General features: G+C 70.7%; 25 protein-coding genes and 1 pseudogene. 14 read left to right on the top strand and 12 right to left on the bottom strand.

Features of this window, described 5'->3' with window-relative positions; genetic code table 11:
• Nucleotides 1-105 precede the first annotated feature (105 nt).
• The 5 genes from FHS29_RS30115 to FHS29_RS30095 all read right to left on the bottom strand — a co-directional run bounded on the left by FHS29_RS30115 (nt 106) and on the right by FHS29_RS30095 (nt 3,265).
• A complete protein-coding gene (locus FHS29_RS30115; RefSeq protein WP_312865165.1) occupies nt 106-495 on the bottom strand; it encodes a VOC family protein in 390 nt (129 codons plus the stop codon).
• Nucleotides 492-788, bottom strand: coding sequence for an ArsR/SmtB family transcription factor (locus FHS29_RS30110; RefSeq protein WP_184696454.1), 297 nt, complete (start codon nt 786-788; stop codon nt 492-494). The genes FHS29_RS30115 and FHS29_RS30110 overlap by 4 nt, the downstream gene beginning before the upstream one ends.
• A 139-nt stretch (nt 789-927) precedes the next feature.
• The gene (locus tag FHS29_RS38320; protein ID WP_184696452.1) at nt 928-1,542 is read right to left on the bottom strand and encodes a pentapeptide repeat-containing protein; all 615 of its coding nucleotides are present in this window, start codon (nt 1,540-1,542) and stop codon (nt 928-930) included.
• Between the two features lie 42 nt (nt 1,543-1,584).
• On the bottom strand, nt 1,585-2,334 hold the full coding sequence (locus FHS29_RS30100; protein WP_184696450.1) for an ABC transporter permease: 750 nt from the start codon (nt 2,332-2,334) through the stop codon (nt 1,585-1,587).
• A 1-nt stretch (nt 2,335) separates the two neighbouring features.
• The gene (locus FHS29_RS30095) at nt 2,336-3,265 is read right to left on the bottom strand and encodes an ATP-binding cassette domain-containing protein (protein WP_184696448.1); all 930 of its coding nucleotides are present in this window, start codon (nt 3,263-3,265) and stop codon (nt 2,336-2,338) included.
• Nucleotides 3,266-3,330: 65 nt separating this feature from the next.
• Here FHS29_RS30095 and FHS29_RS30090 point away from each other — a divergent pair, with 65 nt between their 5' ends.
• From FHS29_RS30090 to FHS29_RS30080, 3 genes are all read left to right on the top strand, one after another.
• Nucleotides 3,331-4,029, top strand: a complete 699-nt coding sequence (locus FHS29_RS30090; protein ID WP_184696446.1) for a TetR/AcrR family transcriptional regulator — start codon at nt 3,331-3,333, stop codon at nt 4,027-4,029.
• 165 nt (nt 4,030-4,194) lie between these two features.
• Nucleotides 4,195-4,887: a TetR/AcrR family transcriptional regulator gene (locus tag FHS29_RS30085; RefSeq protein WP_184696444.1), complete on the top strand. Its 693-nt coding sequence runs from the start codon at nt 4,195-4,197 to the stop codon at nt 4,885-4,887.
• A 166-nt stretch (nt 4,888-5,053) separates the two neighbouring features.
• Nucleotides 5,054-5,872 (top strand): NAD(P)H-binding protein, encoded by an 819-nt coding sequence (locus tag FHS29_RS30080; RefSeq protein WP_184696442.1) that lies wholly within the window; start codon nt 5,054-5,056, stop codon nt 5,870-5,872.
• Nucleotides 5,873-6,095: 223 nt separating this feature from the next.
• Here the strand turns inward: FHS29_RS30080 and FHS29_RS30075 are convergent, their stop codons facing one another.
• The 6 genes from FHS29_RS30075 to FHS29_RS37205 form a co-directional block, all read right to left on the bottom strand.
• A complete protein-coding gene (locus FHS29_RS30075; protein WP_184696440.1) occupies nt 6,096-7,343 on the bottom strand; it encodes a DUF1501 domain-containing protein in 1,248 nt (415 codons plus the stop codon).
• Complete coding sequence (locus FHS29_RS30070; protein WP_184696438.1) at nt 7,343-8,602, bottom strand: DUF1800 domain-containing protein; 1,260 nt, start codon at nt 8,600-8,602, stop codon at nt 7,343-7,345. The genes FHS29_RS30075 and FHS29_RS30070 overlap by 1 nt, the downstream gene beginning before the upstream one ends.
• A gap of 63 nt (nt 8,603-8,665) precedes the next feature.
• Entirely contained in the window at nt 8,666-10,021 is a 1,356-nt protein-coding gene (locus FHS29_RS30065) for a carotenoid oxygenase family protein (protein ID WP_184696435.1), read from the bottom strand.
• Nucleotides 10,018-11,604: an MFS transporter gene (locus tag FHS29_RS30060; RefSeq protein ID WP_221456860.1), complete on the bottom strand. Its 1,587-nt coding sequence runs from the start codon at nt 11,602-11,604 to the stop codon at nt 10,018-10,020. Before FHS29_RS30060 ends, FHS29_RS30065 begins: the two co-directional genes overlap by 4 nt.
• A gap of 90 nt (nt 11,605-11,694) precedes the next feature.
• Complete coding sequence (locus FHS29_RS30055; protein WP_184696433.1) at nt 11,695-12,261, bottom strand: TetR/AcrR family transcriptional regulator; 567 nt, start codon at nt 12,259-12,261, stop codon at nt 11,695-11,697.
• A gap of 72 nt (nt 12,262-12,333) precedes the next feature.
• Nucleotides 12,334-12,750 carry a hypothetical protein gene (locus FHS29_RS37205; protein ID WP_246440999.1) on the bottom strand — a complete coding sequence of 139 codons (417 nt, stop codon included), beginning with the start codon at nt 12,748-12,750 and terminating at the stop codon, nt 12,334-12,336.
• On the opposite strand from FHS29_RS37205, the gene FHS29_RS30050 reads away from it, so the two are divergent.
• From FHS29_RS30050 to FHS29_RS38315, 3 genes and pseudogenes are all read left to right on the top strand, one after another.
• Nucleotides 12,725-13,510, top strand: coding sequence for a hypothetical protein (locus FHS29_RS30050; protein ID WP_246440998.1), 786 nt, complete (start codon nt 12,725-12,727; stop codon nt 13,508-13,510). The genes FHS29_RS37205 and FHS29_RS30050 overlap by 26 nt on opposite strands.
• A 174-nt stretch (nt 13,511-13,684) precedes the next feature.
• Nucleotides 13,685-14,485 (top strand): annotated as a pseudogene (locus FHS29_RS30045) (S1 family peptidase); the annotation flags it as partial.
• A 48-nt stretch (nt 14,486-14,533) separates the two neighbouring features.
• On the top strand, nt 14,534-14,851 hold the full coding sequence (locus FHS29_RS38315; protein ID WP_312865171.1) for a proprotein convertase P-domain-containing protein: 318 nt from the start codon (nt 14,534-14,536) through the stop codon (nt 14,849-14,851).
• Between the two features lie 103 nt (nt 14,852-14,954).
• On the opposite strand, the gene FHS29_RS38310 is transcribed toward FHS29_RS38315, so the two are convergent.
• Entirely contained in the window at nt 14,955-15,890 is a 936-nt protein-coding gene (locus FHS29_RS38310; RefSeq protein ID WP_184696427.1) for a helix-turn-helix domain-containing protein, read from the bottom strand.
• Between the two features lie 168 nt (nt 15,891-16,058).
• Here FHS29_RS38310 and FHS29_RS30035 point away from each other — a divergent pair, with 168 nt between their 5' ends.
• From FHS29_RS30035 to FHS29_RS30000, 8 genes are all read left to right on the top strand, one after another.
• Nucleotides 16,059-17,618: a sensor histidine kinase gene (locus tag FHS29_RS30035; protein WP_184696425.1), complete on the top strand. Its 1,560-nt coding sequence runs from the start codon at nt 16,059-16,061 to the stop codon at nt 17,616-17,618.
• A complete protein-coding gene (locus tag FHS29_RS30030; RefSeq protein WP_184696423.1) occupies nt 17,606-18,247 on the top strand; it encodes a response regulator in 642 nt (213 codons plus the stop codon). The genes FHS29_RS30035 and FHS29_RS30030 overlap by 13 nt, the downstream gene beginning before the upstream one ends.
• A gap of 512 nt (nt 18,248-18,759) precedes the next feature.
• The gene (locus FHS29_RS30025; protein ID WP_312865164.1) at nt 18,760-19,695 is read left to right on the top strand and encodes a hypothetical protein; all 936 of its coding nucleotides are present in this window, start codon (nt 18,760-18,762) and stop codon (nt 19,693-19,695) included.
• Nucleotides 19,692-20,468 (top strand): hypothetical protein, encoded by a 777-nt coding sequence (locus FHS29_RS30020; protein ID WP_184696421.1) that lies wholly within the window; start codon nt 19,692-19,694, stop codon nt 20,466-20,468. The genes FHS29_RS30025 and FHS29_RS30020 overlap by 4 nt, the downstream gene beginning before the upstream one ends.
• Complete coding sequence (locus FHS29_RS30015) at nt 20,465-20,791, top strand: cupredoxin domain-containing protein (RefSeq protein WP_184696419.1); 327 nt, start codon at nt 20,465-20,467, stop codon at nt 20,789-20,791. Before FHS29_RS30020 ends, FHS29_RS30015 begins: the two co-directional genes overlap by 4 nt.
• A complete protein-coding gene (locus tag FHS29_RS30010; protein WP_184696417.1) occupies nt 20,788-21,882 on the top strand; it encodes a hypothetical protein in 1,095 nt (364 codons plus the stop codon). Before FHS29_RS30015 ends, FHS29_RS30010 begins: the two co-directional genes overlap by 4 nt.
• A 322-nt stretch (nt 21,883-22,204) precedes the next feature.
• Nucleotides 22,205-22,963: a bestrophin-like domain gene (locus FHS29_RS30005; protein ID WP_184696415.1), complete on the top strand. Its 759-nt coding sequence runs from the start codon at nt 22,205-22,207 to the stop codon at nt 22,961-22,963.
• Entirely contained in the window at nt 22,960-24,270 is a 1,311-nt protein-coding gene (locus tag FHS29_RS30000) for a hypothetical protein (protein ID WP_184696413.1), read from the top strand. The genes FHS29_RS30005 and FHS29_RS30000 overlap by 4 nt, the downstream gene beginning before the upstream one ends.
• Nucleotides 24,271-24,294 lie beyond the last annotated feature (24 nt).

Raw genomic sequence — 24,294 nt, 5'->3', positions numbered from 1 at the left:
CGGCGGTCGGAGCCGTGGCCGGAGCCGCCGCCCGTCCCGGCTTCGCGGTCGGGCCGGGCAGGCAGCGGCGAACCAGCCGGTCCCGATGTCCGCCGGCGGGGGCGACTACTTCATGGTGGCGATCTGGATGAGGTTGCCGCACGTGTCGTCGAACACGGCGGTGACCACCGGGCCCAGGTCGGTCGCTTCCTGGGTGAACTCGACGCCCAACCCCTTGAGCCGCTCGACCTCGGCGTACACGTCCTCGACGGCGAACTGGGTGTACGGGATGCCGTCGACGACCAGGGCGTTCTTGAACGGCTTCGCCGCCGGGTGGCCGTCCGGTTCCAGCAGCAGTTCGACGCCGTCCGGGTCGGCGGGGGAGACCACGGTGAGCCAGCGGGCCTCGCCGGCGGGCACGTCGGTCTTCTTGGTGAACCCGAGCTTCTCGGTGTAGAAGGCCAGCGCCTTGGCCTGGTCGTCGACCAACACGCTGGTGATGTTGATGCGGATCACGGGTTCGGTGCCTCTCTGTCGATGGGCCACCGCTCGGAGATCGAGCGCAGCGGGCTCGTGTCGATGTGGTGGAACTTGTACCGGCCTTGCCGCCGGGTGTGCACCAGGCCGGCCTGTTCGAGCACCGCGAGGTGCTGCGAGATGGCCTGCCGGGAGGAGGCCAGGCCGTGCTTCACGGTCAGCCGGCCGCAGATCTCGAACAGCGTCTGACCGTCCTTCTCGGTCAGTTCGTCCAGGATGGTGCGTCGCGTCGCGTCGCCGATGGCCTTGAACAGGTCGGGTTCCGCCTCCACCGGTACAGTTATAGGCAAGTGCACACTTGCCTGTCAAGGCGGAGCCGGGTGGGCTTGTCCGGGTTGGTGGCCGATTAGATGCCCACCACACCGTCCGGTGACGAGTCGAGCACCAGGACGGCGGACGGGGCGACACCGGTCAGCCGATGCGCAGCCCCAGGGCGAGGGCGATGGTGATGGCCTGTTCCGGCTCGATCCTGGCCCCGGTCAGCTCGACCGTGGTCGGGTCGATGCCGGACAGGTCGGAGCCGCGCAGGTCCGCCTTGGTGAAGTCGGCGCCGTGCAGCCACGCCTCGGTCAGATCGACGTTCGCGAACTCGGCACCCTGGCAGCGCGCACCGGTGAGGTCCACGTCCTGCATCCGGACCCCGCTGAACGAAGCCCGCCGCAGGTCCAGCCCCGGCATCCCGGCGAACGACCAGTCGCCGCCGATGACCTTCATCAGGTCGAACGAACCCCCGTCGAACGTGCTGCCGACCATCTTGCAGTCGGTGAACGTCGCGTCGAAGAACTCGCACCGGGCGAACGTGCAGTTGAGGAACGCCGCGTCGGTGTGGGTGGACACGTTGAACTCCACACCGCGGAACACGCACTCGGTGAACGTCGAACCGCGGTTCGCCAGGTCCGCCATGTCGACGTCGACGAACGCCGTCCGCTCGTACCGCTCACCGACGATCTCATTCACCGTCCAGTCCCGGTCGAGCACGGTCGTGTCGGTGGGAGGAGTCGGAGTTCCGCGTCTGCGTTCGGCCACCTCCGCACTATGCCACCCGCACTACGCCGTCGGCGCGGCCGTTCACGGCGCGGTGCGGCGGCGGAACAGGAAGGCCGCGCCGACGACACCGACCACCACGAAACCCGTGCACCACAACAAGGCCCGCGTGCCGTGGTCGCCGACCGGTCCGCCCAGCATCAGGCCGCGCAACGTCTCGATGACGGGCGTCACCGGCTGGTTGTCGGCGATTCCCCGCAGTGCCGCCGGCATCGTCCCGGTCGGCACGAACGCACTGCTGAGGTACGGCAGGAACATCACCACGAAGGAGAACGCCCCGGCCGTCTCCGGTCGACGGGCCAGCAGGCCGAAGCAGGCCGCGAGCCACGAGATGCCCGTCATGAACAGCAGCAGCACACCCGCCACACCCAGCCACGCGATCGGGCCGCCGGCGGGGCGGAAGCCGATCAGCAGTGCCACCACCAGCACCAGGGAGGTCGACACGACGTTGCGCGCGACGCTGGCCACCACGTGACCGGCGAGGACGGCCGAGGCGGCGATGGGCAGCGAGCGGAAGCGGTCGATGACGCCGGTGGTCATGTCGGTGTTCACGCCGACCGACGTGCCCGCGGCGCCGTAACCAGCGCACAGCACGATGATCCCCGGCACGACGTAGTCCAAGTACTGCGTGCCCACGGTGATCGCGCCGCCGAAGACGTAGACGAACAGCAACAGGACCACCACCGGCAGGACCACGGCGACGAGGAGCGCGTCCACGCTGCGCACGCTGTGCCGCAGGCCCCGGTCGATGAACGTGAGCGAATCGCGCAGCATGTCAGACCCCTTCGAGCGCACGGTCGGTCAAGGACAGGAAGACCTCGTCGAGCGTGGGGCGGTGCAGGTCGAGCCGGTCGACGTGGATGCCGTTGCGGACCATCAGATTCAGTAGTTCCCGGACGGCGTGGGCGCTGCCGTCGCCGGGGACGCGAAGGCTGAGCTTCTCGTGGTCCACCAAGCCGCTCGTGGTGGTGGACGCCAGGTCCAGGGTCGGGGCGTCGGGGAAGAACAGTTCGATCGTCCCGGTGCCGGCCCTGGCCTTCAGTTCCGCGGCGGTGCCCTCGGCGACGACCCGGCCGTGGTCGAGCACGGCGATGCGGTCGGCCAGGTGGTCGGCCTCCTCCAGGTACTGGGTGGTCAGCAGGACGGTCACACCGGAGCGGGCCAGGTCGACGACGGCCGCCCACACCTCGCGCCGGCTGCGCGGGTCCAGGCCGGTGGTCGGTTCGTCCAGGAACAGCACCCGCGGGCGGGACACCAGGCCGGCGGCCAGGTCCAGGCGGCGGCGCATCCCGCCGGAGTAGGTGGCGACCCGGCGGTCGCGGGCGTCGGTGAGGTCGAAGCGCTCCAGCAGGTCGTCGGCGCGCCGGCGGGCTTCGCGGCGGCCCAGGCGACGGAGCTTCGCCATCATCACCAGGCTCTCGCGGCCGGTGAGCAGTTCGTCCACGGCCGCGTACTGGCCGGTGAGGCTGATCGCGGCGCGGACCTGCCGGGCCGCGGTGACGACGTCGTGCCCGGCGACCCGCGCGGTGCCGCCGTCTGGCCTGAGCAGGGTGGCGAGGATGCGGACCGCGGTGGTCTTGCCGGCGCCGTTCGGGCCGAGCAGCGCGAACACCTCGCCTTGGCGTATGCCCAGGTCGAGGGCCTTGAGCACGGTGTGGCCGCGGTAGGACTTGAGCAGCCCCACCGCCTCGATTGTGTATGTCATACACCGAGTGTATCTCGTACACTCGACTAGACTGCAAGCCTGCGACGAGCACGGATTGCGAGGCCATGGACGAGTCGGTGTGGGAACGGCTGGACCGACCCGAGAAGGAACCCAAGCCGGGGCTGAGCGTCCGCCGCATCGTGCGGGCCGCGATCGAGCTGGCGGACGCCGACGGGCTGGCCGCCGTGTCCATGGCCCGGGTCGCCGAGCGCCTCGGCTTCACCACCATGTCCCTCTACCGGCACGTGCGCGGCAAGGACGAGCTGCTGGTGCTGGTCCTGGACACCCTCGCCGAACCGCCCGCGACCCTGTGGGAGCCGTTCGACGGCTGGCGTGCGGGCATGGAGCGGTGGTGTCGCGAACACCTCGCCGTGCTGCTCCGGCACCCGTGGGCGCTGCAGATCCAGACGGCCGGCCCGCCGACCACGCCGAACCAGCTGGCGTGGATGGACCACGCCCTGCGCGTGCTGGAGGAGACACCGCTGTCGCCCGGCGACCGGATGTCGGTCCTGTTGCTGTGCACGGGTTTCGTGGTCAGCCAGGCGCGGTTCTCGATCGAGGTGTCCGCCGAGTCCGAGCAGGCTTACGGTGCGGTGCTGGACGAGCTGGTGGACGGTGAGCGCCATCCCGCGCTGCGCCGGGTGGTCGACGCCGGCACGTTCGACCTGGCGGGCGCCGCCGGCGCGCAGGGGTACGACTTCACGTTCGGCCTCGCCAGGCTGCTGGACGGGGTGGAACGGCTGGTGGAGCGGGTCGGGCGCTGACGTGCCGACGACGGCGCCACCGGCGCGGCCCGGGGTCCACCCGCCGATGGCCACCAAAGCCGGCCGGTGGTGGAAGCGAAGTTATGAATCCCCTGCCTGATTACGTTGTAAACAGCGCTGCTGACAACGTATACTGAAACTCCGGGCAAGCGGGATGTGGGGACGGTGGCATCGAAGGTGCGGGCAGTCCTGTCGCTGTCGCTGATCGTCGAGACCGCGATAGCGGTCGCCGACGAGGGCGGCCTCGAAGCGGTCACGATGCGCGGGGTCGGGCAGCGGCTCAACGCCACGGGCATGGCGCTCTACCGCCACGTGGCGAACCGGGAAGCTCTGATCGAGCTGATGATCGACCAGGTGGTGGAGGAGTTCGCCTATCCGGCGGACCGGCCCGGGCACTGGCGTGAGGCGTTGCGGGCGACGGCGCGGCAGGACTGGCGTTCCTACCTCGCCCACCCCTGGATGCCGGCCGCCACGGCGACCGCCAAGCCGCCCATGGGCCCGAACATGCTCGCAGCGATGGAGTGGTCGCTGGCGATCTTCGACGGGTTCGGGCTCTCGGCCGCGGAGAAGCTCTACCTCCTCGGCGTGGTGAACTCCTACGGTCAGGGGTTGGCGCTGAGCTGGGTCCACGGTCTTCCCTCACGTGGAGAGGACCGTGAGGGCGCTGCGGAGTGGTGGCTCGCCAACCTTCCCGGCGAGGGCGACGCCGGGACGGGGCCTCGATATCCGCGGTTGCTGGAGGTCACCAGGTCGCTGGGAATGAGTCCGGCCTCCGAGAGTTACACGGAGGACGAGTTCGAATTCGGTCTCCAGCGAGTGCTCGACGGAATCGAGGTCTACCTCGACCGTCGTGGCTGACTTACCACGACGGCGGTAACGGGTGCATTTCGGAGAACGCGGATCGGGCGCAACCATATGCCCGGCGGTGGTGGGGCCCGAATTCCGGCACCTTTCGACCGAGTCCCGGCGCCCATGGGCGCGATTCGCCCGTGCCGGGATCACGACTACGTACGGAGGAACGGCGATGACCATTCTCGTGACCGGGGCCACCGGGACCGTCGGCGGTCACCTGGTCGACCAGCTGGTGCGCGGCGGCCATGACGTGAGGGCCATGACCCGGAACCCGCTACGCGCCAGGGTGCCGGAAGGCGCAGAGGTGGTCGCGGGCGACCTCACCCGCCCGGAGACGTTACCCACGGCGCTCGCCGGCGTCACGGCGCTCCACTTGATCTCGTTCGGGGGTGAGGGCTACGCGCCGCTGGAGAACGCCGGAGAGGTGCTGGAACTGGCCAAGAAGGCGGGCGTGCGCCGGGTGACCGTGCTGACGGGGTTCGAGCCGGGGCCGGTGGAGGCTGCCGTCGAGGACAGCGGCCTGGAGTGGACCCACCTGCAACCGGTGGAGTTCATGGCCAACATGCTGGAGTGGGCGCCTTCGGTCCGTGCGGACCTGCCGGTGTCGTTGCCCTTCGCCCACTGCCCGAGCGCGATGGTGCACGAAGCCGATATCGCGGCGGTGGCCGCGGCGGCGCTGCTCGACGACGGGCACGACGGCTGCGCCTACACCATCACCGGACCGCAGGCACTCACCCCGGTCGAAGCCGCGCGGCTGCTCTCCGAAGCCCTCGGTCGACCGTTGAGGACGGTGGAGGTGGGGGCCGAGGAAGCCCGGCGCGAACTGCGCGAAGCCGGCCTCGGGGAGGACGAGGTCGAATCGATCGTGCGGCTGGGTACCGACCCGCCGGAGCGGGTCCACACCGTGCTGCCCACGGTGGAGCAGGTCACCGGCCGCCCGGCCAGGACCTTCTCCCAGTGGGCGACCGAGCACGCGCACGCCTTCCGCTGATCGGCCGGCGCAGCCGGGGAAGTAGGGTCGGCCCACCGCTTCCCCGGCGGCCGGCGACCTGTGCACCAGGGACGTGGAGGTGCGGTCGGTGTGCCCGAGCCCGGACGGCTCGATTGCCTGTGCCGTGACTGTCCGCGCTGGGGAACCTGCTGTGGGGGCGGTGAGCTTCGCTGAGCGCGCGCCGGGTCGATCCGAGTGCGAAGCCAGGCTTTCGAGACAGGCGCTAGGTGCGCAGCAGGCCGTCGATCCGGCCTCGGTGGTCGTCCAGCACCCGGCCGGGGTCGGTGCCGAGGACGTCGGAGAGCACGGTGGCGTAGACGTCCCGGAAGTCGGTGGTCTGCTTCAGGTCGTCGTTGTCCAGGTCGGTCAGGCTCGGCTGTTCGCCGTAGAAACCACCGCGAACCTTCTCTCCCAGCAGGAAGACCGGGCCGGCGGTGCCGTGGTCGGTGCCGTCGCTCGCGTTGGCGTGCACGCGGCGGCCGAACTCGGAGTACACCAGCACGACCGTTCGGCGGCCACGGTCGGTGCGTTTCATCCGTTGCACGAACGGGGTCAGCGCCCCGTCCAGCTCGGTCAGCAGTCGTTGCTGTGTGTCGCGTTCGTCGGAGTGGGTGTCGAAACCGCCCAGCGACACCGAATACACGCGGGTCGGTACGTCGGCCTCGATCAGGTTGGCCACGATGTCCAGTTGAGCGGCCAGTTGCGAGCTTCCGCCCGCCGACGCGCCTTTGTCGCGCTTCTCGTCCGGATCGTCCTCACCGGACTGGTCGTGCGCCGCCCCGCCGAGGACCCGCACGACGTTGTGCAGGTCGGCGACCGACCGGGAGGCGCGAGCCTGCCACGCCTCCTCGCCGGCCTGCGGCGCGCCCAGGGCGGCGAACGCCGCGCCGAGCTTCCCGCCCGGCAACGTCAAGCCGCCCAACGGCAGCGAAGCGGCGGCGGTCTGCGCCCCGGCCAGCATCGGCGGCAGCACGGGTTCGACGGACAGCGCCCGCAACGGATCCGCACCGGTCGCGTCGAGCCAGCGGCCCAGCCAGCCGGTCGGCACCGAGGTCCGGGGTGACGCGGTCTGCCAGATCGCCATCGAGCGGAAGTGGCTGCGGTCGGGTTCCGGGTAGCCGACGCCGCGCACGATCGCCAGGCCTTGGCTGTCCCACAACGACTTGAGCCCTTTGAGGCCGGGGTTGAGGCCGAGGCCTTCGCCGAGGTCGAGCACGTCCTCCGGCTGGTAGGCGAGATCGGGCCGGGCGTTCTGGTAGGCGCGGTCGGCGGCCGGGATCACGGTGTTGAGGCCGTCGTTGCCGCCGTAGAGGGTGACGACGACCAGCACGGCCGCATCCGGGTCGAGCGGGTCGTCGGCCGCCGCGGTCATCAGGGTGTCCCAGTCCACGCGGGTCGCGCCGACGGCGAGGGCGCCTGCCGCGGTGACTCCGGAGAGGGTGAGGAACCGGCGTCGGGTCAGCTTGTCCATTACCTGCTCACCACGTATTCGGGGGCGCACGCGGCCACGGCCGCCAGCTGCCCGGGGTGGTCGGCGACCTTCGCCAGCGCGTCGCGGGTCCGGTCCGACCACGCGTCCACGCCCAACCGCTCGCGGATCGCGTCGACCCCGGTCACCGAACGCAGGTCGGCCCGTTCGGCGATCAGCTGCGCGACCTTGAGCCGCGCCACGCCCGCCGCCGTCGTCAGCCACGCCCCGCCGGCCGCCCACCCGCCGACACTCGGTGGGCGGAACGGAAGCTGCCCCATGCCGCGCAACCCGTTGCCGAACTGCTTGACGGCCTTGTCGTCCAACGATTCCCAGCTCACGCCGAGCGCCCGCATCAGCCCCACGGCCCACTCCACCGGCTGCTTGACCAGCGTGGTGGCCTGGTCGCGGAACGCCGGTTCGGCGGCGATCGCCCGCAGCACGGACCCGATGTCCTCGCGGTAGGCCGCCACCAGTCGCGCCAGCGCCCCGGGTGCCGGTGGCGTGGCGGAGACCAGGCGGAACCACAGCCGTCCCACGACGAACTCCGCCGACTCGCGTCGAGCCAGTACGGTGTCCACGAAGGACTGGGCGGTGAAGGCCCCGGTCACGCCGAGGATCGTCTTCGGCTTGTCGTCGTGCCGTCTGGCGACCAACTCGGCTTCAGCCGAGTCCCGCCGCACCGTCCACCCGGTGAGCGCACGCGCTGCCTCACGGACGTCCTGCTCCGCGTAGTGCCCGATGCCGAGGGTGAAGAGCTCCAGGAACTCCCGCGCCAGGTTCTCGTTCGGCGACCCGGCCCGGTTGTCGTTGCCGTCCAGCCACAGCAGCATCGCCGGGTCCACGACCATCTCCCGGGCCAGCGCGGGGAACCCGTCCAGGCCCGACCGCCGGAACTTCTCGTTCTGCGCCAGCATGTGCCACGGGCTGCGCACCTTCTGCTCGCTGGTGGCGAAGTGCCCGTGCCAGAACCAGGTCAGCCGCTCGGTCGCGGTGTCCGTCGCGACCATCCGCTCCAGCCACCACCCGGTGAGCGTCTTCTCGTCCGCCGCCCGCTGCCGATTGGCGTCCTTGCGGGCCTCCCGGTCACCCTTGGCCACGACCGGCGGGCTCAGCGTGAGTCCGGGAGTGGCGGCGGTGGCCGGGGCGAGCAGCCGGTCCACCGTGTCGGCGAAGCCCCGGTCCAGGTCCCCTGGCCGCGGACCGAAGCAGAACCGGTCGTGCAGCCTGCGCACGGCGGCCCGTTCGTCCAGATCCGGCATGTCCGCAGCATGTTGCGCCCGACCCACCGCCGCCACCCCTGCCGCGCTTCCTTCAGCAGACGCTCAGGCGCGTTCGGCGTCGCGCTCGACGTCCATGACCCACGCCGGTTCCGAGTCGGGGATCCAGGAGCCGTGGATGCCGGCGGGGACGCGGCGGGGAAGTTCCACCACCGCGACGGGATCGCGCCGGATGTCGGTCGCGTCGAGCACGAGCAGTTCGGACGTGTCGCGGGCCAGGTCGCTGACGATCGTCAGCAGGTAGCCCTCGTCCTCGCCTTGACCCGAGGGCACGAACACGGCTTCGCCGGGCATCCGGCGCTCGCCCATCGGCGCTAGCTGCCGGGAGCCGGACACGTTGTCGTACTTGACGATCGAGTACCCCTCGTGGCCGCTGCCGGGGAACGCGACCGCGTAGCCGAACCGCGTCGCCCGGCCCAGCAGGTCTTCGTTGATGGTGGGGAACTCGGTGGTGAGCACGTCCAGCATCTCCTCGCGGGCGGTACCGGAGGCGACGTCGAGCGTCCAGCGGTGGCTGACCGCGCCGGTCAACGGCTCCGGACCGTGACCGGGCGCGCCGACCCACCACTTCCACGACGTCTCCCACGCGGCACGGTCGTAACGCGGGCCTTCGACCACCACCCGACCCTGCGCGTCCTCGTACGCGTTGCCGACGTGCAGCAGCGCACCCGGCTCGACCTCGAACCACGTGACTTCCGGGGCGCCGACGCGCGGCATCACGCCGATCCGCGGTCGGTAGTCGTCGCTCCACCGGTACGGGATGCCGGACTGCTCCGCCGGGTCGAACACGACGGGGAGGTCCAGCCACACCACGTGGTTCTCGGTGAGCCCGAAGTCGTGCATGAGCGATGGACCCGCGCCGTCCACCACCTCCACCCGGCTGATCTCACCGGCGGTGGAGGAGACGTAGTAGATCAGGTGCGGCGGGAACGGCGAGTAGGAGAAGAAGTGCAGTTCCCCGGTCGCCGGGTCCTCCTTGGGGTGCGCGGTCATCGCGGTGGTGAGCTTGCCGTGGAAGTCGAACGCGCCGACCGTGTCCAGTTCCGGCGTCAACTCGTACGGGAGGTTCGCCTCCTGCAACGCCAGGATGCGCCCGGCGTGCCCGATCACGTGCGTGCCGGCGACGCTGGCCTTCAAGTCGTGCGAGGTGTCGCCGTCCAGGGCGGGCGTGCGCACCCACCGGTTGCGGTACCACTCGGCGCGGCCGTCGACCAGCCGCACGCCGTGCACCATGCCGCTGCCCTTGAACCAGTGGCTCGGCGTGACACCGGGTTTGGGGTTGTGGCCGTTGCGCAGGTATCGGCCACGCAGTTCGGCCGGCAGCGAGCCGCGCACGGTCAGCCCGGTGGCGGTGGCCTCGTCCGGGACGGGCGTGTAGTGGCCTTCCAGGTACGGCTTCATCGTTGTGCTCCTCGGAGTGTCGGGACGGCCGCGACGGCGGCCAGGACGGCGGTCGCGGTGAAGGCGGCGGCGAAACCGGTGGTGGTCGCGACCAGTGCGGCCAACCCGATCGCGCCGCCGACCTGGCGACTTGTGTTGACGAGCCCGCCCGCCACCCCGGCGTCGGCGGTGGGGACGCGGGTGGCGTCGACGGTGAGGTGGACGAACGCGACGCCCAGCCCCGCGCCGGTGAGCAGGGACGGACCGAGCACGTCGAACGGGAACGCCGGGCCGGTCGCGAACCACGCCAGGCCGGCGGCCAGGGCGGTCAGCGCGACGGGCAGGGCTCGGCGCGGCAGGCGCGGGGCGAACGCCGAGCCGAGCACCACCGCGCCGGCGAGGGGGAGCTGCGCGAGACCGGCGACGAGCGGCGGGTAGCCCAGGACCTGTTGCTGGTAGAGGGGGAGGAAGTAGAACAGGCTCACCCACACCGCGCCGAGCACCGCCATGGCCGTGTTCGCGCGGCCGGTGGTGGTGAAGGTGCGCAGGACGGGGGACTTCGCACGGCGTTGGGTGATCAGGAAGGTCGTCAGGAGGATCGCGGCCAGGGCGACGGGGAGGACGGGGTCCGGGGCGGTCAGGCCGTAGGTGAGGGCCACCAGGCCGCCGGTCGCGGTGACGGCGCCGGTGACGTCCAGGCGACCTCCGGTGGGGGAGTCGCGGGGCACGAGCAGTCGGGTGGCGCCGATCGCGGCGATCGTGACCGGGACGGTGACCAGGAAGATCGCCTGCCAGCCGAGGGTGCCGGTGAGCAGACCGCCGAGCAGGACACCGGCCGCGCCGCCCGCGCCGGAGACGCCGCCCCAGACGCCGAGTCTCGTGGGGTGGTGGCGGAGGACGAGTGCCAGAGCGGCCGGGGCCAGCAGGGCGGCTCCCGCGCCTTGGACGGCTCTCGCGGCGATCAGGAGCGGGGCGGTCGGTGCCAGGCCGGCGGCCAGGGAGGCCGCCGCGAACGCGGACAGGCCGATGAGCAGGATGCGGCGTGCGCCCAGGACGTCGGTGAGTTGGCCGCCTGCCAGGAGGAGTGCGCCGAAGGCCAGGCCGTAGGCGTTGACGACCCAGGACATGCCGGTGGGGGACAGGTCCAGGCCGGTGCGGATGGAGGGGAGGGCGACGTTGACGATCGAGGTGTTCAGGACGACCAGGAACTGGGCGGTCGCGAGGACGGCGAAGGCTTTGCCGTCGGTGCCGGGGCGGGGTGGGCCTCCGGCCGGGGTGACGTGGCGGGAGGTGCTGGACGGCGCGCCGGCGACGGAGCCTGTGGGGTTGGCTTGACCGTGGGTGAGGTCGGCTGGATCTTGGGCTGGGTCGGCTCGACCTCGGGTCAGGTCGGCTGGATTTCGAGCTGGGTCCGCTCGACCTTGGGATAGGTCGGCTGGGCCTTGGGTGTTCGGGGAGGCGGCGTCGGCTCGACTGCCGGTGTCCGAGGTGTCCGAGGTGTCCGGGGCGTCGGAGGTGGCGGCTTGGCCTCCGGCCCCCGGTTCGATCGTCCCATGAGGTACCGACAGTCCGGTGCGATCGGTGTGGTCGGGGTTGGGGTGCATGGTGCCTCCTTTCGCAAGTGACTGGTTGATCACTCACTCTTGTTGCCGAAGAAAAGGCCGATCGAGGAGGGATCGGCCCTTCTCCGCTGGTCAGTAGTGCCGGATGCCGGCGGCCAGGATGCGGGCCCAGGGGGCGTCCACCTCCGCCGCGTCCACGGCGACGACGAGATGGCACAGCATTCCGCGCGCGAAGAACTCCTGGACCTGCGCCTCGCTCGCACCCGACACGCCGCGCACGTACTCGACGGTCCGGGCGTAGCCGCGTTGCAGGACCTCGCGCACGGCGGGTTCGGAGATCGCCGCGCACTGAGCGTGCATCTGGACGAGCAGAAGCGCGTTCTCGTTGGCGATGAGCTTCGCGTAGACGTCTCCCATGGCGTGCAGCACGGCCTCGGGTGACGTGCCCCGCGCCTCGGCCACGCCGTCGCCGAGGCTCTCCCTGATCCGGGCGAAGCACCGCTCCACGACGGCCAGGAAGAGGGCTTCCTTGTCGGGGAACAGCCGGTAGACGTATGCCTGGGAGATACCTGCCGCCTTGGCCACCTCGCCGGTCGTCGTGCCGTAGTAGCCCTTCGCGCCGAACGTGCCCAGCGCGGTCCGCAGCACGGTCTCCCGGCGTTCGTCGGCGGTGGAGAGACGGCGTTCCTTGATCGGCATAAGACTAATCAACCACTCACACTTCGCCGTGTCAAGTTGGTGCGAAAGCTCGACGCCCTCTGCCGTGGCTGCCTAGGGTGCCCGCATGTCACGTCGTTGCGGGCCCTGGGTGGTCGTGTTGACCCTCGTGCTCGCCGCGTGCGGCACGTCGTCGCAGCCGGCGGCAGCGCCCTCGTCGTCGTCATCGCCCATGACCACGACGACGACCACCGACACGACGACCACGACAACTGCTACGACCACCACTACGACGACGACTGCCAGGCCACGGCCGGAGCCCGCCGGGAACCCGGCGGGAACGGCGCTCGTGCCGCCGGAAGCGGGGCCGGAGGACAGTTCCAGGCCCACCACGGTCGTCGGCAGCGGAACTGCCGCGAGCTGCACGTCCGAAGCGGTCGTCGCGGCGGTGGCGGCGGGTGGGGTGGTGACGTTCGACTGCGGTCCCGACCCCGTCACCATCGCGATGACCGCGACGGCGAAGGTGCGCAACGACAGCGATCCCGACGTGGTGATCGACGGCGGCGGGCTGGTGACCCTCAGCGGCGGCGGGCAGCGGCGCATCCTCTACCTGAACACGTGCGACCGCGCGCAGGGCATCACCACGTCGCACTGCCAGGACCAGGACCACCCGCGCCTCACCGTGCAGAACCTGACCTTCGCGGGCGGTGACTCGTCGGGCGAGACCGCCGAAGGTGGCGGCGGCGGGGCGATCTTCGTGCGCGGCGGGCGGGTGAAGGTGGTCGACTCGCGGTTCCAGGACAACAGGTGCGACCAGGTCGGGCCGGATCTCGGTGGTGCCGCACTGCGGGTGCTCGGCCAGTCCGACGACCGACCGGTCTACGTCACCCGCAGCACGTTCCGAGGAGGGGTGTGCGCGAACGGCGGTGCGTTGAGCAGCATCGGCGTGTCCTGGGTGGTGCTCAACAGCGTGTTGAGCGGCAACTCGGCGGTCGGTCGGGGTGCGAACCCGGCCCGTCCCGGCACGCCCGGTGGCGGCAGCGGCGGTGCGGTCTACGCCGACGGCAACCGGTTCACCGTCCGGATCGCGGGTTCGATCGTGGAGGACAACCGTGCGAACGAAGGTGGCGGCGCGGTCTTCTTCGTGAGCAACGACCGCAGCGGCACGATGTCGGTGGAGGGCTCGGCGCTGCGCCGCAACCCGAGCGCCGGCTTCGAGACCCCCGGCTACCGGGGGATCTTCTTCCTCGGTGCGGCCGACCCGTCGGTCAGCGGGTCGATCATTCAGTAACAGCGGGGAAATAGGCGGAACGCCGGAAGAATTCCCGTCGATCGTCGGATTGTGAGCGAGGCTTCCGGCTGCGCATCATGAGCCGCCGGTCCTTCGACCGGTGGTCGATCCCTGCTGACTCGACGTCCGGCCACCCTGCGAGCACCACCCCGGCCGGGCGCGGGAAGGAAGACTGTGCGCACCACAGCGAGAAAGGCGCTTGCCCTTGCCGCGGGCATCGCCGCGACCCTGGCCGCGTTCGGCGGCCAAGCCTCCTCCGCACCGCTGCCGCCGGACCCCGGCGGCGTCACGCCGCAGGTCGTCGGCGGCACCCCGGCCGCCAAGGGCGAGTTCCCGTGGATGGTCCGGCTGTCCATGGGCTGCGGCGGCGCGATGTACACCGAGCAGCTCGTGCTCACCGCCGCCCACTGCGTGAACAGCACGGGCAACAACACCGGCATCACCGCCACCTACGGCGTGGTGGACCTCCAGGACACCTCCGCGGTCAAGCGGACGTCCACCTACGTCCACCGCTCACCCACCTACCCGACGTCGACCGGCGGCGACTGGGCGCTGATCAAGCTCGCCACTCCGATCACCGGCGCGGCGCTGCTGCCCATCGCCACCAGCACCGCCTACAACTCGGGCGTGTTCACCGTGGCCGGCTGGGGCGCCACCCGGGAAGGCGGCAGCCAGTCCCGGTACCAGCTCAAGGCCCAGGTGGGCTTCATCGACGACACCACGTGCAAGAACGCCGACCCGTACTACCGCGACCTGAAGCCGGCCGCGGAGATCTGCGCGGGCGACCTGGCCGGGGGCACCGACACCTGCCAGGGCGATTCGGGTGGTCCGATGTTCCGCCGCGACGGTGCGGGCGCGTGGATCCAGGTCGGCATCGTCAGCCACGGCAACGGCTGCGCGCGGGCCGACAACCCCGGTGTCTACACCGAGGTGAGCACGTTCGCGGCGGCCATCAAGTCGGCGGCGGACAGCCTCGGCGGCACTCCCAACCCGCCCGGCAAGACGTTCGAGAACACCGCCGACGTGAGCATCCCGGACGCCGGCGCGGCCGTGTTCAGCAACGTGACGGTCAGCGGCATCGCCGGCAACGCGCCCTCCACGCTGAAGGCCACGGTGGACGTCAAGCACTCGTGGAGCGGCGACGTGGTCCTGGACCTCGTCGCACCGGACGGCTCGACCTACCGCTTGAAGAACTCCAGCAACACGAGCACGCCCAACGTGAACACCACCTACACGGTGAACGCGTCGTCGGAGGTCGCCAACGGCACCTGGCGGCTGAAGGCGCAGGACGTGTACGCCCAGGACACCGGCTACATCGACTCCTGGAAGCTGACCTTCTGATCGCGCGTGACGGGGCCCGCTGCGAGGGTGGGCCCCGTCTTCGCGTCAAGCGAGGTCGGTTTGTCGCGACTGAGGGGGCAGTTTGTCGCGGGCTGAGGCGAGGTCAGCTCGTCGCGGGCCACGCGGCGGACCAGATGTGCCGGTAGTCGGTGGGCGACATGCCGTAGGTGCTGCGGAACAACCGGCTGAAGTGCGCGGCGTCGGGGAAACCCCACCGGGCGGCCACCACGTGCACCGGTTCGCGCAGTGCGGCGAGGTCGTGGCGGCTGCGCTCCAGTCGACGTCGGCGGATCCAACCGGCCACGCCGAGGTCCTGGTCGGCGAACAGCCGGTGCAGCTGACGGGTGGAGATGTGGTGGGCGGCTGCCACCACGGCCGGGGACAGCTCGGGGTCGGCCAGGTGGCCGTCGATGAACGTCCGCACGCGCGTGATCAAGGCATGTCGTCGGGTGTCGGCGGACGGGCCGGCGTGGAGGTGCTGGGCGAGTACGGCCGCGAGGAGGTCGAGCGAGATGCAGGCGATGCGGGCCGCGTGCTCGTGACCGTCGCGGGCCGCCAGCTCGCGCAGCGACCCCGCGAGCAGCGCGCCGAGGCCGTCGTTGCCGGAGAGGCGCGCGGGCAGCGCCGGTTCCACCTGCCCGGCCGGCAGCGGCAGCAGGTACTTGGGGAACTGGAGCAGGACCTTCTCGCCAGGACCCGCGGCGGTGGTGCCGGTCCAGCCCTCGAACGGCCGGGACGTGTCGTAGAGGACCATCTCGCCGTCGCCGAGCGCGGTTTCCCGGCCGTTCTGGGAGATGCCGAACCCGCCGTGCAGGTTGAGCACGAGGTGGTAGAACTCGGCGGCGCGTCGGCGGAGGCGCGGTGGCGTCCGCGCGGCACGAGGCGGTGGGACGGTCAGTTCGGCCAATCGGACCCCGTGCAGCTCCTCGCACTGCACGCCGGTTCGGAAGTCGGTGCTCCGGCCGCACCGCGCGAGGGACTGTTCGGCGATCCTCCGCCAGAACGCGAACCTCGCGGCTGGTAAGTCGGCTTCGGCCACTCCCGTCACCCCCGGTGCCGCACCGCGGGCTCCCCCGAGGAGCACCGCACTGCTGGACCAATCGGTACCGAAGTCGGCGGCGGGCCGTCAACCACCTGCTGTTGACCGCGATGCTGTCAACGCGCCGCTTTCACGCCGCCGTGGCCGTGCCGCGGCTACCTTGGGCCCATGCTGCTGATGTCCGCGATCATCGCGGTGAGCGCGGTCTTCGTCATCGCGGGTGTGATCAGCCGGCAGGCACAGCCGCGCAACCGGATCGGCGTGCTGATGGTGCTCGTCGGCATCGGCTGGCTGCTCAAGTTCCTGGTGGACGACGAGTCGGACTTCCTGGTGTCGGTGGCGGCCAAGGCGTGGCCCGCGGTGCTCGGCCACCTGGTGGTCGCGTTCCCGACCGGACGGCTGAAGACGGTCCCGCGCCGACTCGTGGTCACCGCCGGGTACGCGGAGGTCGTGGTGCTGGCGGTGGCCGGTTCCGCGTCCGACCAGCCGTGGGCGCGGGCGGCGCTGAGCACCGAGACACCGGCGACGGCGTTGATCGGGCTGGCCATGCTGTGCCTGCAGATGCACCGCTGGACGTGCAGCAGCATGGCGCAGCGCAGGACGTTGACGTCGATGCTGGGCGCGTCGATGGTGGCGGTGATCGTGTTCGCCGCGTGGGAACCGGTGGAGCGCGCCGGGCTGGAACCGCCCGTGGTGGCGCTGATGCTGGCGCTGGTCGGGATCCCGTTCGCCTACCTGGCCGGTCTGCTGCGGCGGCGGATGGACCGGGGCGGTGTGGCGGACCTGGTGGTGCGGCTCAACGGCGACAGCAGGCACGCCGGGGTGCAGGAGGCGCTGGCGGCGACGCTGCACGACCCGAACCTGCGGGTGGCGTACTGGATGGCGTCGCAGGAGCGGTACGTGGACGCGTCCGGTCGGCCGGTCGAAGCGGCGGAAGGGTTCGTGCAGACCCGCGTGGACCGGGGTGACGTGCCGGTGGCGCTGTTGCTGCACGACCCGGTGCTGGATCTGGAGTTGGTGGACGCGGCGTGCGCTGCGGTGGCGTTGGCGCTGGAGAACGAGCGGTTGACGGCCGAGCTGCGCGCTCGGGTGCGGCAGTTGGACGAGTCGCGGGGGAAGTTGTTGCGGGCGGCGGAGTTCGAGCGGCGGCGGTTGGAGCGGGATCTGCACGACGGGGTGCAGCAGCGGTTGTTGTCGGTGGCGATGACGTTGGGGTTGGCGGAGACGTTGGTGTCGGCGGGGACAGGGGAGGGGGCGGAGCGAGGGCGGAAGTTGGTCGGTGAGGCGAAGGCTGCGGTGCTGGCGACTATCGATGACGTGCGGGCGGTGTGTCATGGGATCCACCCGCCGGTGTTGACCGAACGTGGGTTGCAGGGGGCGGTGCGCGAGTTGACGGCGTTGGCGGAACCCCGGGTCGAACTGGTGATGGAGTTGCCGGACCCGTTGCCGCCGCAGGTGGAGACGACGGCGTACTACGTGGTGGCAGAGGCGTTGGCGAACGTGACGAAGCACGCCGAGGCGTCGCGGACACGGGTCGGGATCAGGGCGTCCGGTGGTTCGTTGGCGGTGCGGGTGGACGACGACGGACGTGGTGGTGCGCAGGCCCGGGACGGGTCGGGGTTGCGCGGGTTGACCGAACGGGTGGAGGCGAACGGGGGGACGATGAGGGTGCTCAGCGCGGCGGGTCGGGGCACGAGCGTGCGGGTGGTACTGCCGTGCGGGTCGTGATCGCGGAGGACTCGACGCTGTTACGGGAGGGGTTGACCCTTCTGCTCGCCGAGGCTTCGTTCGAGGTCGTGGCGGCGGTGGAGGATGCCGTCGCGCTGGTGGAGTCGGTGGATCGCCATCGACCGGACGTGGCCATTGTGGACATTCGAATGCCTCCCACGCACACGGACGAGGGACTGCGGGCGGCGGTCGCGTTGCGGCGGAAGTACCCGAGTACCGGGGTTCTGGTGCTGTCGCAGTATGTGCGGGTCAGCTATGCGGCGGAGTTGCTGGATGCCGGGGCGGACGGGGTCGGGTACCTGCTGAAGGACCGGGTGTCGGACCTGGCGGAGTTCGCCGCGGCGATCCGGCGGGTGGGGGAGGGCGGGTCGGCGTTCGACCCGGCGGTGGTGAGCCAGCTGCTGGGGCGGCGGCGCGGGGACAGCGACGACCGGTTGACGGATCGGGAGCGGTCGGTGCTGGCGTTGATGGCTGAGGGGCGGACCAACCAGGCCATAGCGCAGCGGTTGTTCATCGCGGAGCGGACGGTGGAGAAGCACTGCACGGGAATTTTCGCGAAGTTGGATCTGTCGGCCAGTCCGCATGATCATCGGAGGGTGTTGGCGGTGTTGCGGTATTTGAACGGGTAGGGATGGGTGAGGGTGCAGGGGTGGGTGAGGGTGCAGGGGTGGGTCGGGGTGGAGGGGTGGGGAAGGGGGAGGTAGGGGTGGGGAAGGGGAGTGAAAGGCGAAAGCGTCCTCGCCGGATGGGCAGACCGCCAAGGAGGTGGGAAGGGCGTCGCGTTCTCCCCGTATGGCCTGTCGAAGACGACCACCCTTGTCCAGGGAGGTCAAGCGGAAAGCGTGCTTGACCTCCCTGGACAAGCGCGGTAGCCCTGCGGGCAGGCCATACGGGGAGAACACTCGGGGGACGGGTGTGCTGGCGCACGGCTGGGTGCGGCGGCGTGGGGTTGGGTGGGTGCTGGGAGCGTGGTCGGGTGGGGTGTGGGTAGCCGCACCATGGGCGGGTGGTGGCACGGTTTCGGTGGGGGTGGGTCGCCGGGACGCTGTGGGGCATGTTGCAGCAGGGGCGGGTTAGGGCTTCCTATCGCACGGATCTTGTCACCGTGTTGTTGGGGACGTGGTTTTCGTTAGGGTTGTTCGTGGATGCGTGGGCGCATTCGAACGTCCCTGAGCTGGAGACGTTCTTCACGCCGTGGCACGCGGTGTTCTACTCGGGGTTTGCGGCTACCGGGGCGTGGATCCTCTGGGTGGTCTGGCGGAATGTGCAGCAGGGGCGGCGGGGGTTGGCGGCTGTCCCCGAGGGGTACGGGCCGGCGGTTTTCGCGTTGCCGGTGTTCGCGCTCAGCGGGTTGGGGGACTACCTGTGGCACACGTTCCTCGGGATCGAGCAGGGGGTCGAGATCCTCTTCAGTCCTACGCACCTGGGGCTGATCGCGTCGATGATCCTCATCCTCACCACGCCGTTGCGGACGGCTTGGGCTGATCGGGACCTGGTGGCACCGTCGTTGGGGCGGTTCGTGCCGGCGGCGCTGTCGTTGGCGTTCACCGCCGCACTGGTGTTGTTGTTCGCCTCGTACGCCGACGCGACGATCTACGGGCCGCAAGGCATCGTGCGGGCGTTCAGCTTCGACAAGGCGGAAGGCGGGGGCCCAGGCACGGGGCGGTTGGCGGCCTCGATCATGGTGACGAACCTGATCCTGGTGACGCCGTTGTTGTTGGCCGCACGGAGGTTCCGGGTTCCGGTCGGCACCGCGACCATCCTCCAGGTCGTGGTGATGCTGCTGAGCACGGCGGTGGCGAACTACGAGAACCTGAGCACGGCTGCGGCGTTCGTGCTGTCCGGTGTGGTGATCGACGTGTTGCTGTGGAAGCTGCGTCCTTCCGAGGAACGGATCCGGGAGTACCGGATCTTCGGGTTCGCGGCGCCGTTCGTCACGTGGGCGTTCTTCTTCGCCTCGGCGGGGATCGCGGCGGGGCGGTTGCCCACTGTCACGGAGATGTGGACCGGTGCGCCGATCGTCGCCGGGCTGCACGGGCTGCTGCTCGCGGTGGTGCTCGTGCCCGTGCGGCGGTGAGGGTCCTGTTGCTGGTGGTGGGGATGCTGTTGGTGACAGCCACCCCCGCCAGTGCGCACGCCGGTGGGTTGACGCCGCAGAACCACCTCAGTCGGGTCGTCGGTATCGAACCGCCGTTGCCCGGGGTGTCGGCGCGGATGGTGAACCACGGGACGCAGTTGGAGGTCCGCAACGACGGGTCGAGTGCGGTCGTCGTCGCGGATCATGTCGTGGGGGCCGGGGAAGTGTGGCGGTACCGGGATGAGCGGACCACGGCCGAGGTGTGGGAGGTGCCGTTGGGTTCGTCGGTGGTGCGGGGACGGGTCGACACGGTGCCGGGGCCCAACCCGTTGTGGTGGTTGCTCGTGACGTCGGCGATCGCGGTCGGCGGCTGGTTCCTGGGGCGTTCCAAGGCGTTGCTCGCCGGGGGAGTGGTCGTGGTGACGGTGGCGCACGTCCTGCACGCGGTCGGGTCCACGTTGGCGGTGACCGGCGGGTCGTTCGTCCCGTTGATGGTCGGCGCCAGCGGTGTGGGGCTGGTGTGCTGGCCGTTGGCGGGCGTGGCGGTGGGGGCCGCCGTTCGTCGCAAGCCCGCTGCGGCGTTCGTCGCTGCTGTTGTCGGCGCGATGCTGGTGGTGGCGGGGATCCCGGACTTCGACAGCTTCCGGTTCTCGCAGCTGCCGTTCGCCGGTCCGGCCGATGTCGACCGGCTGCTGGTGGCTCTCACGCTCGGTGGCGGGCTCGGTCTGGCTGCCGGTGGGTTCGCGTTCATGAGGAAGGAAATGGCCCGGTGATCCGTGTCCTGCTGTTCGCGTTGGTGGTGGTGGTGGTCGTCGCCGGCTGCACGGCCGCACCTGCCCCGACCAACGGTCCGCTGGTGCTCGACCTGTCGGTGGACGAGCCGTCGCCGCAGCGGGAGGAAGTGGCCAAGGGGCAGTCGGTCGAGTTGACGGTGACCAGCAGCAAGCCGGTGGACGTGCACGTCCACGGGTTCGACGTGCTGGCCAAGGCGGAGGAGGGCAAGCCCGCCGTGCTGAAGTTCGTGGCCGACCAGACCGGCACGTTCGACGTCGAAGCACATCCCGACACGCTGCTGACGCAGTTGGTGGTGCGGTGACGGTTCTGGCGCACGGCGTCGGCGGACGGCACGACCTGCCGCTGCCCCTGGATCTTGTGCTCCAAGGGGCGGCGGTGGCGTTGCTGGCGTCGTTCCTGGCTCTGGGTCTGTTGTGGACCAAGCCGCGATTCGTGGCCGCGGAACGGGAAGGTCACCGCGAGTGGTGGCCGGTGCAGGTGCTCCTGCTGGTGGCACTGCCGTTCGTGCCCGGCGGGGCGTGGCCGCACCTGGTGTTCGTGTTGTTCTGGGTGGGCCTCGCCGTGGTGTCGATGCTCTTCGGCCCGGTGTGGCGGGTGGTCAACCCGTTGCGGCCGGCCGCGCGCTTCTCGTTGGGCAAGGAGTACCCGGCTCGGCTCGGGTATTGGCCCGCTGCTGCGGGGCTGCTCGCCTTCACCTGGGTGGAGCTGGTCGAACCGGGTGCCCTGTTCTGGTTCCTGGGCGGGTATGCCCTGGTCAACGTGGCGGGTGGGGTGGTGTTCGGGCGGGCGTGGTTCGAGCACGCGGACGGGTTCGAGGTGTACTCCACGTTGTTGGGTCGGTTGTCGCCGCTGCGCGGCAACCCGTTCCGGGCGTTGGTGGCGACGCCGGTCCGGCCCGGCCTCGTCGCGGTGGTGGCGGTGTGCCTGGGGTCCACGGCGTTCGACAGCATCGGGTCCACGCCGACGTGGGCCAGGTTGTCCCCGGTGCCGGACTGGGTCGGCCTGGTCGCGACGGTGGCGTTGGTCGCGGGCAGCTACCTGCTGGCGTGCCGGGCGTTCGGCGGGGAACTGGCGCACTCGCTGATCCCGATCATCGCCGGGTACGTGGTGGCGCACTACTACTCGCTGCTGGTGGTGGAAGGTCAGCGCGGGGTCGCCCTGTTGTCCGGTGTGGACGGGTTCACGCCGAACGACCTGGCGGCGACCCCTCCGGTGGTGGCGGCGGTGCAGCTCGGCGCGGTGCTGGCCGGTCACCTGCTGGCCGTGGTGTCCGCGCACGACCGGACGTTGCGGCTGCTGCCCCGGCAGGAGCAGTTGACCGGGCAGATGCCGCTGCTGGTGCTGATGGTCGGCTACACCTCGGGCGGTCTGGCCCTGCTGTTCGCCGGTTAGCCCATTTCTAACCGAACGGGTGAACTTTTCGTCCCGGGGTGTGGCCCCTGGGGTGGGGGTGGGCGGCCTGCTTGCGACGGAGCGTCGTCGGGCCTGCGACCCGGTCGGAGCAACGGGGTAATCCGACCAGGGGGTCCGAGCCGCGTTCGCGTGGGTCAACACCTCCTCGCATCCGTCGCCGGCGGCCCGTTTTCACCTGACGGCCTGGCTTTTCGTGGCACACGGATGAACAACCTTGTTGCCGGAACAGTCCGCTCACTACCTTTCGGAAGCGTGAATTCGCGGATCTGTGGAATTCATTCCGGGTTGTGAGAGGACCGCAATGAGCATGATCACCACAGGTCTGTTGTGGGTCGGCGGCGCCGCCGTCGTCGCCGCCGTGCTGGCGTACCTCATCCGGAAGTACGGTGACGCCGAGGGGCGTTCGGCCAACAACGAGGCCGCGGGGCAGGTGTTCACCATCGTGGGCGGCCTGCACGCGGTCCTGGTGGCGTTCGTGCTGATCGCCCTGTTCGACGCGGCGAGCCAGGCCGGCGACGCGGCCTACAAGGAGGCGGACGGCCTGGTCGCGGCGACCTGGGCGTCCGACGCGCTGTCCAGGGAGACCGGTGAGGAGGTCCGGAAGCTCTCCCGCGAGTACGCCACCACCGTGATCGACGACGAGTGGCCCAAGCTCGCGGACGGCGAGGCCTTCGAGTCCACCGGCTGGTCCCAGCTCGACCGGATCCGCCAGGTGGTCGCCGCCGCGCCCGCGGACGACGAGTGGCAGGTCGGCCGCAAGACCGAGGCGGCCACCCAGCTGTGGCAGGTCTACCAGGCCCGGCAGGCTCGGCTGGACGCGGCGGGCGGCGGGATCAGCAACGTGGTGTGGTTCGTGCTGGTGATCGGCTCGGTGCTGGCGATCGGTCTGCCCCTGCTGTTCGGCGGACCGCTGATGCGCACGCACGTGATCATCGTGGCCACCCTCGCGGCGACCCTCACCATGCTGCTGTACGCGACCTACCAGCTCCAGAACCCGTACGGCGGTGGTGCGGAACTGACTCCGGACGCCTTCCGGTCGGCTGTTGCGCGGTTCGGATGATCGAAGTCCTGGCGCTCGCGGTGTGCTCGACCATCCAGGTCGAGGCGGGCGACCACGGTCCGTCGTCCGTCTACGTGGTGGACCTGCCGTCCGGTGCGGCCCGGCCGGTGAGCACGCTCGACGTGCGGGTCAACGCCATCGGCTATTCCGCGCCGCAGGACCGGGTGTACGGCATCGACGAGGACGGGCGGGTGGTGGCGCTCGACCGCGAGGGCAATGTGCTGGACGTGCCGTCGTACCCCTCGCACCTGTTGCGGCACGCCACCGCCGGCGCCGTGGTGGGGGAGCGGCTGGTGGTGCGGATCGGGCACCTGCTGGTGTCGGTGGACGTCGACCCGGACAGTGACGACTACCTGGAGGTCGTGCAACAGACGAGGCTGTGGCCGCCGCTCGAAGCGCTGACCGTGGACGACTTCGACGTGAACCCGGCCGATGGCCTGCTGTACGGGGTGGCGACGTTCGGGTACGGGCACGCCTACCCGGTGACGGTCGACCCGGACAGCGGCAGGGTCCGCAAGGTGCCCGGCGCGGGACGGCTGCCGGCCGGGAGCAGCTACGGCGCGGTGGTGTTCGGGCGGGACGGCGCGCTGTACGCGACCAGCAACCAGGACGACGGGCAGAGCACGCTCTTCCGCGTGGCGCTGGACGGGTCGGGCGTGGTGACCGAGATCGTGTCCCGGCCGGCCAAGCGCACCATCGACGCGTCCGGCTGCCTGGCGGTGCCGCCCATCGTGGACCCGCCTGAGCCGACTCCGACCCCGACGACTCCGGCGCCCACGACGACGACCGTGCCCACGACGACGACCACGGTCCCGACGACCACGGTTCCCACGACGACGGTTCCCACGACGACGGTTCCCACGACCACTGAGCCGACGACGACCACGGTTCCGACGACCACCGTGCCCACGACAACCGTCGTGCCCACGACAACCGTCGTGCCGACGACTACCGCACCGACGACCACCGCGCGGACGACGCCGGTTCCGACGACCCCGCCGCCGTCGATTCCCGCGTCGACGACGACTCCCGCGCCGGTCGTCCCCGTTGCCCCAGCGGTTCCGTTCGTTCCGGTCGCGCCGGAGGTCCCCCCGGCGGCGGCCATCCCGCCGGCTCCTCCCGAGGAGATCACGCCGACCGCCGCGACGCCGCCCCCGAAGTCGCGGATCCGGCTGCCCGAGTCGCGCGTGGAGACCGTCTCCGACCTCAACCGCAACGTCCGGGACCAGCGCCGCTGGGGCCTGGTGGCGATCATCCTGATCCTCGCCGCGGGTGCGTTGGCCCGCCAGCACGCGCGCAACCGCTAGCCGCCGGCACCTCCGGCACCTCCG

Origin of the sequence: Saccharothrix tamanrassetensis (genome assembly GCF_014203665.1) — a bacterium.
In the GTDB taxonomy this organism is placed as follows: domain Bacteria; phylum Actinomycetota; class Actinomycetes; order Mycobacteriales; family Pseudonocardiaceae; genus Actinosynnema; species Actinosynnema tamanrassetense.
This window is presented reverse-complemented; position numbering and strand designations above follow the sequence as displayed.